The organism is Halomonas sp. M20 (assembly GCF_020622265.1).
Taxonomy (GTDB): domain Bacteria; phylum Pseudomonadota; class Gammaproteobacteria; order Pseudomonadales; family Halomonadaceae; genus Modicisalibacter.
Window position 1 is genome coordinate 930,299 of record NZ_JACNMQ010000001.1, and the last position, 15,886, is coordinate 946,184.

Consider the following 15,886-nt stretch of genomic DNA (forward strand, 5'->3'; position numbering starts at 1 on the left):
ACCGCCAGTGCATAGGCATTTACTGAGCAACTAATTAGCCTCGTAATAGCGTCAGCGGACGGGATTGAGTAGTCTGAGACCAATAGTGCAACGTTTAAAACAAGCGTTTACCAGCTCAAGGGACAAGGTATGGCCCCTCATCAGAGTCAGAGCAAGAATCAAACAAAGAGCCAGAACCAGGTCGATACCGTGACGCGTATTCTCGATACCGCTGAGGTGTTGTTTGCCGAGCGTGGATTTGCCGAGACCTCCTTGCGCAACATTACCAGCAAGGCGAAGGTCAATCTGGCTGCGGTGAACTATCATTTCGGCTCCAAGAAAGCGCTGATTCAGGCGGTATTCGCGCGCTATCTGGACCCTTTTACCGAGCGCTTTCATGAAACACTGGATGAACTCGAAGCCGAGTATGGCGATCAGCCAATTCCTCTCGAAATCTTGCTCGAGAGCATGGCTCATACAGTGCTGGAGGTACCGGCAGAGCGCAACAGCTTGAAGGTGTTCATCCGTTTACTCGGGCTGGCCTATACCCAAGCCCAGGGGCATCTTCGTCGTTACATTCAGCAGCAGTACGGCAGTGTCTTTACGCGTTTTACCGAGCTTATGCGGCGCGCAACCCCCGATCTACCGGATGCCGAGCGCTTTTGGCGGTTGCACTTCATGCTGGGCACGGTGATCTTTACCTTGTCCGGACTCGACGCGCTAAGGGACATTGCTGCTAAGGATTACGGTGAACAGATAGGCGTGCGGGATCTCATTCATCGCCTGGGCCCCGTGGTCGTGGCCGGCATGAATGCCCCCTTGCCCCAGGTAGATCATGCGGCATCAGCCTGACCTATATTCGAGAGTTGGAGTTGGAACGCCAGGAAGTCGTAACACTGTGGATATTTGTCGTTATTTTGGTCTTTGCTCTAGAATCAGCCTCCTTCATTCATGAGGAACCCAATCATGACCCAACCACTCGGTCCGGTGATGCTGGATCTTGAAGGCATTACATTGTCCCGTGAAGAACGCAGGTTGTTGTCACGGCCGGAGGTTGGGGGCGTCATTCTGTTTGCCCGCAACATCGTCGATGCCGAACAGGTTATTGAGTTGTGCGCCTCCATTCGCGAGCTTCGTCCCGAGATATTGCTGGGCATCGATCAGGAAGGTGGTCGTGTGCAACGTTTGCGTCAGGGCGTGACACGTATGCCCTCCATGGCGCGTCTGGGGCAATGTTATCCCGAGGAACCTCAACAGTGCCTGCAGCTTTGTCAAGATGCGGGCTGGCTACTGGGCATGGAGATGTCGGCCTGCGGTCTGGATATCACTTTTGCGCCCGTGCTGGATGTGGATACCGGTCGCTCCAGCGTGATCGGCGACCGCAGCTTCTCGAGCGATCCCCAGGCCGTTACCGCCATGGCCGGTGCCTTCATCGATGGTCTGCACGAAGCCGGAATGGCTGCTATCGGCAAGCATTTTCCCGGCCACGGAGGCGTCGCCGCGGACTCTCATCTTGAACTGCCCATCGATGATCGCCCCTTGCAAACGCTACGAGAACACGATCTGGTGCCATTTACCGCGCTGGCCAATCGATTAAATGGCGTGATGCCGGCCCATGTGGTCTATAGCGTCTTCGATGAGCGGCCTGCGGGTTTTTCACCGAACTGGTTGGGCATGTTGCGTGAAGAACTAGGCTTCAAGGGGGCGATCTTCTCCGATGATTTGTCCATGGCCGGCGCACATGTTGCCGGTGGCCCGGGCGATCGCGCCCTGGCGGCATTGAATGCCGGCTGCGACATGGTGCTGATATGCAACGATCGCGAAGCAGCTTTGGCGGTGGCAAAGGCTTGTACGGGTCGTGAATCGAAGCGCCAGGCTCGTCTACGCTATGCCCGTGCACGCCCTAGTCTCGATACGCTACCGGCACTGGGCCGCTGGCGGCGCGTTCATGCGCGTCTCGAAGCGCTAGCCGACGCCCCCTCGGATAGTGCCACGAGGGGTTGAGCGTGCTGGAATTTCTAGATCCGGTGGAACAGTGGTTTCAGGCGACATTCAATCTACCCTCCTGGCTGCTGGCGCCAACAGCCATTCTGAGCCTGGCATTAGTGGCAGATTTGTTCTTGCGCCTGGTAGTCTGGCGGCTGAGCAACGTGCTGGAAAAGACACGCCATCGTTGGGATGACGTGCTGCTGTTGGCCGTGCGCCGCCCACTTTGGGTCGGTGTCTGGGGCTGTGCTCTCATCGCCCTGACGAGCCTGGGCGCTGCCTACCTGGAGTTGAATCGCGTTGTTGCCTATACCCCCACCGCAATGTGGGTGTTTGTGTTGTTGATGGTCGGGTGGACTGGCCTGCGTCTGGTACGCCAGATCAAGCGGCGTCTGATGGTGCCTTCCCAGCGTAATTCCGCCAAACCCATGGATGTCTCGACCGCCTCTGCGGTCAGCAAGCTTTTAGGCGCCGTCATTTTTACCGTGGTGGCATTGGCGATGCTGGAAGCATTGGGCATGTCACTGTCCGGCCTACTGGCTTTCGGTGGGCTGGGCGGTCTGGTCGTCGGTTTTGCCCTGCGTGATATTCTGGCCAACTTCTTTGGTGGCCTGGCTATTCATCTGGACAACCCGTTCAAGGTGGGCGATTGGATCAGCTCGCCGGATCGCGAGATAGAAGGGACCGTCGAGGATATTGGCTGGCGCCTGACGCGCATCCGCACCTTCGACCTGCGCCCGCTATACATTCCCAACAATATTTTCAGTTCGATCGCCGTGGTCAATCCATCGCGGATGCTCAATCGGCGTATCTACGAGTCCATTGGCCTGCGCTATCAGGATATCGCTCAGGTCGATGGAATCGTCTCGAATATTCGCAGCATGTTCAAAGAGCATGAGTCGATCGATCAGGAAAGCTTCATGCTGGTCAACTTCGAGTCCTTTGGTGCCTATTCGCTTGATATCGTGATCTATGCCTATACCTGCACGACGGATTGGGCCGAGCATCTGGATATCAAGCAGGACATTCTGCTGCGTATCGCGTCGATCGTCGATGAAGCAGGAGGGGGTATTGCCATGCCAGCCAGAGAGCTGCACATGGCCGATCCGGTGACGCTGGAAAGTGGCGAGGCCGAGGGACATGATGACCACGGGACTCATGAAGGCAATGAACGAGACGAACAATCATCGTCGCGTGGGATGGACAATAGGCACAATACCGCTACTTCATCATCCCGTTCTCCATCATCTCAGCGTGCCGCTTCTCCTGCGCGAGGGGATGCGGACGATTCTTCTGAAAACGCCAGCAACCAGGATGCCGATGCCTAAACTCGATACCGACTATCAAGAATCCTTGGTCACCATGCGCGACCTGATGGAAAACGCCGACTGTCTGATTACTCAGGAGCAAGTCGAGCGGGCTCTGGATCGCATGGCAGAGGAGATCACCCGCAATCTCGGCGACAAACTGCCGGTCTTCTATTGCGTCATGAATGGTGGCTTGATTACCACCGGACACTTGCTTACCCGGCTTGGCTTTCCATTGGAAGTCGATTACCTGCATGCGACCCGCTATCGTGGCGGTACTCGGGGTGGCGAGCTGTTCTGGCGGGTCTCGCCGGAGATTCCCATGGCCGGCCGCCATGTGGTGATCGTCGATGACATTCTCGATGAAGGCACGACCCTGGCGGCCATTCTGGCCTATTGCCGGGAGGCCCAGGCGACTAGTATTTCCACCGTGGTGCTGGTCGACAAGCGCCACGAGCGTAAGGCGGTACCGGGGCTGACCGCGGACTACTGCAGCTTGGAGGTCGAAGACCGCTATGTATTCGGCTTCGGAATGGATTACAAGGGGTATTGGCGCAATGCACCGGGTATCTTCGCGCCCAAGGGCATGTAGATAAATTTCGGGAGACTTGCGATGCTGGCGATTATCGGTGGGACTGGCCTGACCGAAATGACCGGGCTGGAAGTCATTAGGCGTCACTCCGTGGAAACCCCGTTGGGCGCGGCGTCCACCGGTGTGCTGCAGGGCACGCTGGAGGGGCGGGGTATCCTGTTCCTGGCTCGCCATGGCCATCCGCACAAGCTGCCGCCGCATCGGATCAACTACCGTGCCAATCTGTGGGCGCTCAAACAGGCCGGCGCCACCCGCATCGTCGGCATCAATGCGGTGGGGAGTATCGATCCCACGCTTCAGCCTGGTGCGTTAGTAATACCGAACCAGCTGATCGATTACACCACTGGGCGCGAGTCCACCTATTTCGATGGACGCTTCCGCCCCTTGAAGCATATCGATTTTTCCTGGCCCTATGACAATAGCTTGCGTAATACTCTGGTGGCAGCGGGCAGGCAGGCCGGTGAAACGATCGAGAACGGTGGTATCTACGGCTGCACCCAGGGGCCGCGCCTTGAAACCGCCGCCGAGATCGCGCGCATGGCGAGGGACGGTTGTGGGCTGGTGGGCATGACCGGCATGCCGGAGGCGGTGCTGGCTCGTGAGCTGATGCTTCCTTACGCCTGCCTGGCTCTGGTAGTCAATCCCGCCGCCGGTGTCACTGAAGCCGAAATCACCATGTCGGAGATCGAGGCCGCACTCGATGAAGGTATCGAACGGATCAAGCGAGTGATCGGCGCACTACTGAAGGTCTGATCGGCGCCTGACCCGTTTTTCAGGCCTTTATTTCATCTCTTTATTTCAAACCCAGCTCATGGGTCGCTTCTTCACGCATCTTGAACTTCTGGATCTTTCCGGTCACGGTCATGGGGAAGGCGTCGACGAACTTCACATAGCGCGGGACCTTATAATAGGCGATCTGGCCCTTGCAGAAATCCCGCAGGCCTTCCTCGTCGAGGGTTTCACCCTCGGCCAGCTTGACCCAGGCCATGATCTCCTCGCCGTACTTCTCATCTGGCACGCCGATCACCTGCACATCGGAAATGGCCGGGTGGGTGTAGAGGAAATCCTCGATCTCTCGGGGGTACACGTTCTCGCCACCGCGGATGATCATGTCCTTGATGCGTCCGACGATGGTGGCGTAACCCTCGTTGTCCATGGTCGCGAGATCGCCGGTGTGCATCCAGCCGGCGGGGTCGATGGCCTTGTCCGTGGCCTCCACGTTGCCCCAGTAGCCGAGCATCACGCTATAGCCTCGGGTGCAGAGTTCGCCTTTTTCACCTACGGGCACCACTGCTCCGGTGGAAGGGGCGACCAGCTTGACTTCGATATGGGGATGAATCGTCCCCACCGTGGTGACCCGCTTTTCCAGTGGCGCGTCGGTCTGGGTCTGCAGACTGACCGGGCTGGTCTCGGTCATGCCGTAGCAGATGCTGACTTCCTTCATGTTCATCTTGTCGATGACCTGGCGCATCACCTCGATGGGGCAGATCGAGCCGGCCATGATGCCGGTACGCAGCGAGCCTAGATCGAAGCGCTCGAATTCCGGGTGTTCGAGCTCGGCGATGAACATGGTGGGCACACCGTACAGGGCGGTGGCGCGTTCTTCACTGACCGCTTGCAGCGTTGTCAGGGCATCGAAGCCTTCATCGGGATAGATCATCGCCGCGCCATGGGTCATGCAACCCAGGTTGCCCATGACCATGCCGAAGCAGTGATAGAGCGGCACCGGAATCACCATGCGGTCCTCGCTGGTAAGCTTGATGCGTTCGGCGACGAAGAAGCCGTTGTTGAGTATGTTGTGATGCGACAGCGTCGCGCCCTTGGGAGCGCCGGTAGTGCCGGAGGTGTACTGGATATTGATCGGTTCATCGAACTGCAGGGTGGCCTGCAGTGCCGCCAGCGCTTCGGAAGTAACCTTGTCCGACTGCTCGAGCAGCGTTTCCCAATGCATCATGCCGGGCATGGTGAGAGCTGCATTGAGACAGATGACACGCTTCAGGTTGGGTAGGCGTGGGCTATTAAGCGCCTCGGATGAAATGCTGGAAAGCTCAGGTGCCAGTTCGGCAATCATGTCGACATAGTTGGACGTCTTGAACTCACCCTGCAGGATCAGGGTCGAGGTGGCGGACTGGGTCAGGGCGTACTCCAGCTCATGAGTACGATAGCTTGGATTGATATTGACCAGTACCGCGCCAATCTTCGCCGTGGCGAACTGCGTGATCGCCCACTCGGCGCAGTTGGGTGCCCAGATGCCGACGCGCTCCCCCTTGGTCACGCCGATGGCGAGCAGGGCGCGGGCGGCACGTTCGACCTCGGTGTGCAATTCTTGCCAGGTGTAGCGCAACTGCTGGTGCCGGCTGATCAGTGCATCCCGTTCGGGGTAGCGCTCGACGGTCTCATCGAAGCAGTCGCCGATGGTCTGGCCCTTTAGAGGCAGCTCGCTGATGCCGCAGGCATAACTAAACAAAGAGCTGAGCGAAGAACCAGTTCGTGAGCCAGGAGAAGAGCTGGTCGATAAAGTAGACGTAGTGGCATGCTGGGTCATGGTGCTTCCTGCTTGTTGTTGGCGGTGGAATGCCTCGTTCATGACAAAGACGACTCAAGCCGCGATTCAACGTTTGCCGCGAGCTTCCTCGAGCAGCGCAAGGGATTCGCGACAGCGCGTTTCGACCTCGTCGAGTTCTCGTTGCAATATTCGAATGTCTTCCAGCTGCTGCTGCATGGCCTCGCGCTTTTCGCCGAGTATGTCGAGAAGGAGTTGCAACTGGCGTTCATCGCCGTCCGGGGCTTGATCGTAAAGCTGAACCACCTCGCGAATTTCCGCCAGAGAAAACCCCAGGCGCTTACCCCGCAGTGTCAGCTTCAACCGCACTCGGTCCTTTTCATGATAGACCCTTGTACGGCCGCGACGCTCCGGTGTCAGCAATCCTTCCTGTTCGTAAAAACGAATGGTGCGAGGTGTTACCTCGAAAATCTTGGCGAGTTCGCCGATCGTATACTGGCGTCGCGATAATGAGCGCCGCTGGCCAAAGCCGTGCCGAATGGAATCGCGCGGGGACAACTCGGACATGCTGCTATCCTTTAATTATGGATGACGGGTTATCGCCATTGTTTTCCCGGTGGGGCTAGGCTAGATCAGCTTGACGTTAACGTAAAGTAGACCAAGCGATAGCTTTCATGGCTGCCGACAAATGCTAGGTTGTAGGGATGATGCAATTCTTGTTTTGAATTTGCCTGTACTGGTTAACATTTTCTTACGTCAGGGAGGCTGCCATGGATTTTGCCTTAAACGAAGACCAGCGCGCACTGCAGCAGGCCGCTGCGGATTTTGCCCGGGTCGAACTCGCCCCACATGCCGCTGAATGGGACGCAACCTCTTATTTTCCCGTGGACGTAATCAAGCGCGCCGGCGACGCGGGGTTCCTGGCGATCTATATCGATGAGGATCATGGTGGGCTGGGCTTATCCCGACTCGATGCTTCGCTGATCTTCGAACAGCTGGCCCAAGGCTGTATTTCCACCACTGCTTACCTGACCATCCACAATATGGCCAGTTGGATGATCGCCAACTGGGGCGGGCAAATCTTGCATGAAGCCTGGCTGCCCGCCCTGATCAGCGGCGAGCGCCTGGCGTCCTATTGCCTGACGGAACCCGGTTCCGGTTCGGATGCCGCCAATCTGCGCACCAAGGCGGTGCGAGAAGGCGACGAGTACGTGATTTCCGGCAGCAAGATGTTCATCTCCGGCGCCGGAGAAACCGACATGCTGGTGGTCATGGCCCGCACCGGCGAGCCGGATTCCGGCGCCGGCGGCGTGACGGCCTTTGCGGTTCCCGCGGACAGTGCCGGGATCGAATACGGCAAGAACGAAGACAAGATGGGCTGGAAGAGCCAGCCGACCCGGCTGGTCAGCTTCGACGGCGTGCGGGTGCCGGCGACCCATCGACTTGCCGAAGAGGGCGAAGGCTTCAAGCTTGCCATGAAAGGTCTCGACGGCGGGCGCCTGAACATCGCCAGCTGTTCCCTGGGGGCCGCTCAGCACGCCTTGTCCCTGTCTCGGGAATACCTGCACGAACGCAAGCAGTTCGGCAGCGCCCTGGCATCGTTTCAGGCCCTACAGTTCAAGTTCGCCGACATGGCCACCGAGCTTACCAGCGCACGTCTGATGGTGCGTCACGCGGCCTGGCGGCTGGATCAAAACGATCCTCAGGCGTCGGCGCACTGTGCCATGGCCAAACGTCTGGCGACGGACATCGGCTTCAACGTGTGCAACGAAGCCCTGCAGCTGCACGGTGGCTACGGTTATATCAAGGAGTATCCCCTGGAGCGTCTGGTGCGGGATACTCGCGTGCACCAGATCCTCGAGGGCACCAACGAGATCATGCGCTTGATCACCGCCCGCCGCCTGTTTGCGGAGGGCGCTATAGATGCCCTGCAGCAATGAACCCATTATCCCGGCAAGGAAGCATTGTGTATGTCTGAACCCTTCGTCCTGTTCAATGAGCTAACGACTCGCGATGGCGGCGTTGTTGCCGTCGCCACCCTCAATGCTCCCAAGGCACTCAATGCGCTGTCCCTGGAAATGATCGAGCAGCTGACCGCCAAGCTCGATGCCTGGGCCGAGGACGACCGGATCAAGGTCGTATGGCTCGAAGGCGCCGGCGACAAGGCGCTATGCGCCGGTGGCGATGTGGTGGCGCTGTATCGCGCCATGACCGAGGCGGAGCATGTGGATGAGGCAGGCGCCTTCGCCGAGAGCTACTTCACCGCGGAATATCGACTCGACTACAAGATCCATGCCTATCCCAAGCCGCTGGTCGTGTGGGGCAACGGCATCGTCATGGGCGGTGGCCTGGGCCTGATGGCGGGTGGTGGTCAGCGGGTAGCCACCGAGTCCACCCGCATCGCCATGCCGGAAATCACCATCGGGTTGTACCCGGATATCGGCGCCAGCTGGTTCTTGAACCGTATGCCCCCCGGCGTAGGCGCCTATCTGGGCCTGACTGGCGCGCAACTCAACGCCCGGGACGCCCTCGATCTGGGGCTGGCGGATCGCCTGATACCGCATGCCCGGCGCCAGGACGTGCTCGATGCTCTGGTGGATGCGGATCTCGGCGCACCGGAAACCGGCCTGCGCAACGTACTGCGCGATTTCGAAGCCCGGGGTGAAGCGCCTCAAGCCCAGGTGACGCCTCGTCTCGACAAGATTCAATCCCTGGTCGATGCCGCGACGGTCAATGAAGCGGTCACGCGTATTCTCGACGATGCCACGGACGACGAATGGCTGGCGGCCAACCGTCAGCGCCTGGCTGTGGGGTGTCCGATGAGCGCGCATCTGGTCTGGCGCATGCTGGCGCGTCATCGCCATGCCAGTTTGGCGGACGCTTTCCGTGACGAACTCAACCTGTCGGTGCAGTGCTGTCGCCATGGGGAGCTCGCCGAGGGAGTGCGGGCCTTACTGGTCGACAAGGACAAGAATCCACGATGGTCCCATGCGGATGTGGCCAGTGTGCCGGAACGTGACATCGAAGATTTCTTGAGCCCGCTGTGGTCGTCGCAAACGCATCCGTTGCGGGATATCTGAGCCCCGTTCAACGCCAACAACACTGATGTCGCAAGATTGTCACAAGGAGATCGCCATGCAAATCGCCTTTATCGGTTTGGGCAACATGGGCACGCCCATGGCCATCAATCTGGTCAACGCCGGCCACGAGGTCGTGGTTTTTGATCTAGTCGAGTCTGCCATCCAGACGCTGAAAACTGCCGGCGCGAAAAGTGGCGCTTCCGCGGCGGAAGCGGCTCGCGGTGCCGAGGTGATTGTGTCGATGCTGCCCGCCGGTGCTCATGTGAAAGGGCTTTATCTCGGTCAGCAGGATCAGCCGGGATTGCTCGATGCACTTGACGGAAAACCCTTGATCGTCGATGCCTCGACCATCGCTCCAGAGGATGCTCGCCTGGTCGCCGAGGCAGCTCGCGAACGTGGTCTGAGTTATCTCGATGCGCCGGTCTCCGGGGGCGTGGGTGGCGCCAAGGCGGGCACCTTGACCTTCATCGTCGGGGGACACGAGGCCGGTTTCGAGCAGGCCAAGCCGGTACTCGAGGCGATGGGCAAGAATGTCTTTCATGCTGGTGGGAGTGGCGCGGGGCAAGTGGCCAAAATCTGCAACAACATGCTGCTGAGTATTCTCATGAGCGGCACCGCCGAGGCCCTGTCACTGGGCGTTAAAAACGGTCTCGATCCGGCGGTACTGTCTGAGATCATGAAGCAGAGTTCCGGCGGCAATTGGGCGCTCAACGTGTATAACCCCTGGCCCGATGTGATGGAGAATGCGCCGGCCTCCAACGACTATCAGGGCGGCTTTCTGGTCGACTTGATGACCAAGGATCTGGGCCTTGCCTGGCAAATGGCCCTGGAATCCAAGGCAGCGGTACCCATGGGGTCCCAGGCGCGCAACCTGTACGTGCAGCATGCCGCCCAAGGCAATGGTCGGCTCGATTTCTCCAGCATTCAGCGTTTCTATCGCGCCGGCGAGGAGTCGTGAGACAAGGAGCAAGAAGACGATGAAACCACTGAGCAAGCGTGTTGCCGAGCTGGTCGCCGAGGCGGAAACCGAGATCGAAACCCTGACCGCCGAAGAAGCTCTGGCCCTGCATGATCAGCCCGGGGTGACCTTTGTCGATATTCGGGATATACGGGAACTAGATAAAGAAGGGCGGGTGCCCGGCGCGGTACATGCCCCACGCGGCATGCTCGAGTTCTGGATCGATCCGGAGTCGCCCTATCATCGCGAGGTTTTCGCCCGAGACGATCGCTACGTGCTGTTCTGTGCCAAGGGTCAGCGCTCGGCCCTGGCGACTCAGCAGTTGCAGCGCATGGGCTTTGGGCCGATCTGTCATGTGGGGGGTGGGTTCACGGCCTGGCGCGAAGCCGAGGGTCCCATCGAAAAGTGAACCCTTGAGTCTGGAAAAGACTGAGATCGGTTGGGATAAAGCCTCGCGCCGGGCAAAATGGCGGCTTTGTATGTCTGCATTTTAGAGAGTATGCATGCGTTCTTCCGCTCAGCCCGGTGATTCTTCCTCTTCGATAGCGTCTACCAATCCGCTTTTGACGGGGCCGATCGCTTCCACCTTGGTAAAGAAATCGCTACCGGTAGTAGCGGGCTCGATTGCGATGATGCTGTTCAACCTGGTGGATGCCTGGTTCATTGCGCGACTGGGTACCCAGCCCCTGGCAGCGGTTTCCTTTACCTTTCCGGTCTCCTTTGCCGCCATCAGTCTGGCGATCGGCATGGCCATTGGCACGTCGGCGGTGGTGGCCAGACGCCTGGGCCGTGGCGAGGTGGAAACCGTACGCCGACGCGCCACGGATGCTTTCCTGATGGCGCTGCTGGTGGGCGTGGTGGTGACATTGGCGGGCCGGGCGAGTGTCGTGCCGCTGTTCACGGCTCTGGGCGCCGATCAGGCCTTGATGCCTTATATTCGTGACTACATGAACGTCTGGTACCTGGGCGCGGCGTTCGTCATCGCGCCCCGGGTGCTGAGTAGCGTATTGCGAGCTCAGGGCAATACGCTGGTGCCGGGCATGATGATGGGCGGTGCGGCACTGCTCAACGCGCTGCTCGACCCTGTGTTGATTTTCGGGCTGGGGCCGGTACCGGCACTTGGGGTGAGTGGCGCGGCCCTGGCCACGGTCATCAGTTGGGCCGCCATGACCCTGGCGCTGTTCGCCCAGCACGACTTGCGCAGGATGATGGACTTTGGCGGCTTCAAGCTCGCTGCGCTGATCGAGTCCTGGCGGGAATTGGGCAAGATCGCACTGCCGGCGGCCATCACCAGCGTCTTTACCCCTATCGCCATGGCGCTGGTGACCCGCATCGTTGCGGATTACGGCCATGCGGCGGTAGCGGCCTTCGGGGTCGGCACTCGCATCGACGCCATCGCCCAGATTGCCGTGCTGTCGCTATCGATGACGCTATCGCCATTTGTCAGCCAGAACCATGGCGCCGATCAGCCCGAACGGGTCAAGCAGGCGATTTTAGGCTGTTTCGTTTTCGTGCTCGTCTGGCAGCTCATTATATGGGGCGTGCTGCAGTTGCTGGCGCCTTGGCTGACCAGCAGCTATGCGCAGAACCCCGAGGTGGGTGACGTGCTGCGGTTGTTCTTATGGTGGGTGCCGTTAGGCCTGGGCGCACAGGGCGTGGTAATCCTGGCCAACTCGTCCTTCAATGCGCTGCATCAGCCTCGACGCGCCCTGGAGCTTTCGGTGGTGCGCCTGTTCGTGCTCTTCGTACCCCTGGCCTGGCTCGGAGGCTACTTGCAGGGTCCGCTAGGCATCTTTTTCGGCATGATGTTCGCCAATCTGATCATGGCGGTGATCTCCTGGCATCAGATGCGGAGCACGCTGCGCCGGCGGCTGAAGGTGTGAGCCGTTAGCGAGGGCTGAACCGCCGCTGCAATCCCGTCTCCGCGATCATGCGGGTCGAAATTTCCTCGATGGAAAAGCGTGTCGTGTCGATGAAGGGCACATGATAGCGCCGGTACAGCGCCTCCGCCTGCTGTACCTCCTGCAGGCACTGATCGATGGAGCAGTAGCGGCTATTGGGCCGGCGCTCGCTGCGAATGGCCGATAACCTCCGGGAGTTGATGGTAAGTCCGAATAGCTTGTGACGATGGGGCGCCAGCGCCTTGGGCATCTTGAGAGTGCCATCCTCATCGAGATCGTCATCGGTAAGCGGGTAGTTTGCGGCACGGATGCCGAACTGCAGTGCCAGGTAAAGCGAGGTAGGCGTCTTGCCGCAGCGAGAAACCCCCACAAGGATGATATCCGCCTTGTCATACTGATGTACCCGGGCGCCGTCGTCGTTGTCCAGGGCAAAATGCACCGAGTCGATGCGATGCATGTAGACTTCGTCCTTGCCGATGGCGTGGGTACGGCCCACGGAGTAGGAGGAGTGGGTATGCAACTCCTCTTCCAGGGGAGCGAGGAAGGTAGTGAAGATATCCACCTTGAAGCCTTGCGCCTGGGAGATCACTTCGCGAATCGACTCATCGACGATGGTATCGATGATGATCGGTTTCTCGCCGTCCCGAGCAGCAGTAGCTTCGATTACCGTGGCCAGGTTATGCGCCTTCTCCGTCGAATCGATATAGGGTTTGGTCACCATGGTGATCTCGACGTTCTCGAACTGGGCCAGCAGGCTGCGGCCCAGGGTTTCGGCGGTGATGCCGGTTCCATCGGAGATAAAGAAGGCGGTGCGCGGCATGGCGTATCCTCTTGACGATGCTGGATGATATGCAATGTATTGTCCCGGTTCGCCACCAACGCCACAATCGCTTTCCCTGACTCTCGAGGATTTTCTCGTCGTTTTGCTAGCAAGTGACTACAGGAAAACCGGCAAAGGAGGCGAGTGTTGTAAAAATACTCCAGTGACTTCTCTATTAGACTAATGGTGAATAGTACTTCCGATTTGCTAGGGTACGCAGCATCTAGAAAAGCGTGTGTTGCTATATGTAAATTTATGTATCAATATAGTGATTAGCGATGATACAGCCAGCAGCGCAGGCGTTATCCTTTGCATAACGACCTAGGGGGTCTCTTGGAACAATATATCGAATGGTTCGATCGTCTCGGCATGAACGATGTCGAGCGGGTAGGGGGCAAGAACGCCTCGCTGGGCGAAATGATCTCCAATCTAGCGGATGCGGGGGTCACTGTGCCCGGGGGCTTCGCCACCACTGCTTTTGCCTACCGCGAGTTCCTGGCCCACGAAGGTCTCAACGAGCGTATAAACGACGCTTTGAATCGTCTTGACGTGGATGACGTCAAGGAATTGGCCCGGGTTGGTGCAGAAATTCGCCAGTGGGTCATCGATACGCCGCTGCCGCCGGCTTTCGAGAAGGCCTTGCAGGAGAGCTATCGCGAACTCGAATCTCGTCACGAAAATCTCAAGGTGGCGGTTCGCTCCTCGGCGACAGCAGAAGACTTGCCGGATGCCTCCTTTGCCGGCCAGCAGGAGACCTTCCTCAACATCGAAGGCTTCGATAACGTCAAGCGCGCCGTGCATGAAGTGTTTGCCTCGCTGTTCAACGATCGTGCGATCTCCTATCGCGTGCATCAAGGCTTCGATCATGCGCTGGTCGCGCTGTCCGCGGGCATCCAGAAGATGGTGCGTTCCGAAACGGGCGCTGCCGGCGTCATGTTCACCCTGGATACCGAGTCCGGTTATCGCGACGCGGTGTTCGTGACTGGCTCCTGGGGGTTGGGTGAAACCGTGGTTCAGGGGGCAGTCAACCCGGACGAGTTCTACGTGCACAAGTCGACTCTTGCGGCGGGGCGCCCTGCCGTACTGCGTCGCACCCTCGGTTCCAAGCTGATCAAGATGACCTACACCGACGAGGCCTCCGCCGGACGTTCGGTGCAGACCATCGATGTACCGGCGGCGGATCGGATGCGCTTTTGTCTCGACGACGACGACGTCATGGCCCTGGCACGTCAGGCGATGACCATCGAGCAGCACTATGGCCGCCCCATGGATATCGAATGGGCCCGGGATGGTGATGACGGCAAGCTCTACATCGTTCAGGCGCGTCCTGAAACCGTGGTCTCCAATCAAGAAGGCGGCAAGCTCGAGCGTTTCCAGCTCAAGGAAAAAGGCCGCTTGGTGGTATCCGGCCGCGCCATCGGTCAGCGCATCGGGCGAGGCGTGGTCAAGATCATCGAGACCCCGGAGCAGATGGACAAGGTCAACCCCGGCGACATTCTGGTCACGGATATGACCGACCCGGACTGGGAGCCGGTGATGAAGCGTGCCTCCGCCATCGTTACCAATCGTGGCGGACGTACCTGTCATGCGGCGATCATCGCCCGGGAACTGGGCATTGCAGCAGTGGTGGGCTGTGGTGACGCGACTCGCGTACTCACCGACGGCCAGGAGGTGACGGTCTCCTGCGCCGAGGGTGACACCGGCCATGTCTACGAAGGTCTGCTCGACTTCGACTGCAAGACGTCGAGTGTCGATGCGATGCCGGATATTCCCTTCAAGATCATGATGAACGTGGGTAACCCGGATCGTGCCTTCAATTTCGCCTCGCTGCCGAACGCCGGTGTAGGGCTGGCGCGGTTGGAGTTCATCATCAACCGCATGATCGGGGTGCATCCCAAGGCATTGCTGGACTACGCCACGCTACCCACGGATCTGCAGCAGGTCATCGATGCGCGTACCGCCGGTTACAACGACCCGGTGAGCTTCTATGTCGACAAGCTGGTAGAGGGTATTTCGACCCTGGCGGCGGCGTTCTATCCCAAGCGGGTCATCGTGCGCATGTCGGATTTCAAGTCCAACGAGTACGAGAACCTAATCGGCGGCAAGCTCTACGAGCCCGGGGAAGAGAACCCGATGCTGGGCTTCCGCGGTGCCTCGCGCTACATCTCCGAGTCCTTCCGCCCGTGTTTCGAGCTGGAGTGCCAGGCGATCAAGCGGGTGCGTGATGAGATGGGGCTGGATAACGTCGAGATCATGATTCCCTTCGTGCGTACCACGGACGAGGCACGGGAGGTCGTCGAGCTGCTCGATACCGCCGGTCTCAAGCGTGGCGAGCGTGGTTTGAAGGTCATCATGATGTGCGAGCTGCCGGCCAATGCGCTACTGGCGGAGGAGTTCCTCGAGCACTTCGACGGCTTCTCCATCGGCTCCAACGACCTGACCCAGCTGACCCTGGGACTCGACCGGGACTCCGGCATCGTTGCCCACCTGTTCGATGAGCGTAACCCGGCGGTCAAAAAGCTGCTGGCCATGGCCATCGCCGCCTGTAAGAAGCAGGGCAAGTACGTGGGCATCTGCGGTCAGGGCCCTTCGGACTACCCCGAGCTTGCCAAGTGGTTGATGGAGCAAGGCATCGATTCGGTGTCGTTGAACCCGGATGCGGTGCTCGAGACCTGGTTTATGCTGGCAGGTGAGACCATGGAGTGATAGCACCTCATAGCTAGATACAAAGCCCGGCAAGGTGGTACCTGCCGGGCTTTT

At 59.2% G+C, this 15,886-nt stretch carries 14 protein-coding genes; 11 read left to right on the forward strand and 3 right to left on the reverse strand.

Going from position 1 to position 15,886, the window contains the following annotated elements:
• Nucleotides 1-129: 129 nt before the first annotated feature.
• The 5 genes from H7850_RS04365 to H7850_RS04385 all read left to right on the forward strand — a co-directional run bounded on the left by H7850_RS04365 (nt 130) and on the right by H7850_RS04385 (nt 4,617).
• Nucleotides 130-831: a TetR/AcrR family transcriptional regulator gene (locus tag H7850_RS04365; protein ID WP_227368155.1), complete on the forward strand. Its 702-nt coding sequence runs from the start codon at nt 130-132 to the stop codon at nt 829-831.
• Nucleotides 832-945: 114 nt separating this feature from the next.
• Nucleotides 946-1,983 (forward strand): beta-N-acetylhexosaminidase, encoded by a 1,038-nt coding sequence (gene nagZ / locus H7850_RS04370; RefSeq protein ID WP_227368157.1) that lies wholly within the window; start codon nt 946-948, stop codon nt 1,981-1,983.
• 2 nt (nt 1,984-1,985) lie between these two features.
• Nucleotides 1,986-3,293, forward strand: a complete 1,308-nt coding sequence (locus tag H7850_RS04375; RefSeq protein WP_227368158.1) for a mechanosensitive ion channel family protein — start codon at nt 1,986-1,988, stop codon at nt 3,291-3,293.
• The gene (locus H7850_RS04380; RefSeq protein ID WP_227368160.1) at nt 3,286-3,864 is read left to right on the forward strand and encodes a hypoxanthine-guanine phosphoribosyltransferase; all 579 of its coding nucleotides are present in this window, start codon (nt 3,286-3,288) and stop codon (nt 3,862-3,864) included. The genes H7850_RS04375 and H7850_RS04380 overlap by 8 nt, the downstream gene beginning before the upstream one ends.
• Before the next feature lie 21 nt (nt 3,865-3,885).
• Nucleotides 3,886-4,617, forward strand: a complete 732-nt coding sequence (locus H7850_RS04385) for an S-methyl-5'-thioinosine phosphorylase (protein WP_227368161.1) — start codon at nt 3,886-3,888, stop codon at nt 4,615-4,617.
• 40 nt (nt 4,618-4,657) lie between these two features.
• On the opposite strand, the gene H7850_RS04390 is transcribed toward H7850_RS04385, so the two are convergent.
• Nucleotides 4,658-6,409 carry an AMP-binding protein gene (locus tag H7850_RS04390; protein ID WP_227368162.1) on the reverse strand — a complete coding sequence of 584 codons (1,752 nt, stop codon included), beginning with the start codon at nt 6,407-6,409 and terminating at the stop codon, nt 4,658-4,660.
• 66 nt (nt 6,410-6,475) lie between these two features.
• Nucleotides 6,476-6,934: a MerR family transcriptional regulator gene (locus H7850_RS04395; protein ID WP_227368163.1), complete on the reverse strand. Its 459-nt coding sequence runs from the start codon at nt 6,932-6,934 to the stop codon at nt 6,476-6,478.
• Nucleotides 6,935-7,137: 203 nt separating this feature from the next.
• Between H7850_RS04395 and H7850_RS04400 the strand changes: the two genes are divergently transcribed.
• From H7850_RS04400 to H7850_RS04420, 5 genes are all read left to right on the forward strand, one after another.
• Nucleotides 7,138-8,307, forward strand: a complete 1,170-nt coding sequence (locus tag H7850_RS04400) for an acyl-CoA dehydrogenase family protein (RefSeq protein ID WP_227368164.1) — start codon at nt 7,138-7,140, stop codon at nt 8,305-8,307.
• 30 nt (nt 8,308-8,337) lie between these two features.
• Nucleotides 8,338-9,447: an enoyl-CoA hydratase/isomerase family protein gene (locus H7850_RS04405; RefSeq protein WP_227368165.1), complete on the forward strand. Its 1,110-nt coding sequence runs from the start codon at nt 8,338-8,340 to the stop codon at nt 9,445-9,447.
• 55 nt (nt 9,448-9,502) lie between these two features.
• A complete protein-coding gene (gene mmsB / locus H7850_RS04410) occupies nt 9,503-10,405 on the forward strand; it encodes a 3-hydroxyisobutyrate dehydrogenase (protein ID WP_227368166.1) in 903 nt (300 codons plus the stop codon).
• Nucleotides 10,406-10,424: 19 nt separating this feature from the next.
• Nucleotides 10,425-10,814, forward strand: a complete 390-nt coding sequence (locus H7850_RS04415) for a rhodanese-like domain-containing protein (RefSeq protein ID WP_227368167.1) — start codon at nt 10,425-10,427, stop codon at nt 10,812-10,814.
• 94 nt (nt 10,815-10,908) lie between these two features.
• Entirely contained in the window at nt 10,909-12,288 is a 1,380-nt protein-coding gene (locus tag H7850_RS04420) for an MATE family efflux transporter (protein WP_227368168.1), read from the forward strand.
• Nucleotides 12,289-12,292: 4 nt separating this feature from the next.
• Here H7850_RS04420 and H7850_RS04425 read toward each other — a convergent pair whose 3' ends face one another.
• Nucleotides 12,293-13,126, reverse strand: a complete 834-nt coding sequence (locus H7850_RS04425) for a pyruvate, water dikinase regulatory protein (protein ID WP_227368169.1) — start codon at nt 13,124-13,126, stop codon at nt 12,293-12,295.
• Between the two features lie 333 nt (nt 13,127-13,459).
• On the opposite strand from H7850_RS04425, the gene ppsA reads away from it, so the two are divergent.
• Entirely contained in the window at nt 13,460-15,832 is a 2,373-nt protein-coding gene (gene ppsA / locus H7850_RS04430) for a phosphoenolpyruvate synthase (protein ID WP_227368171.1), read from the forward strand.
• Nucleotides 15,833-15,886 lie beyond the last annotated feature (54 nt).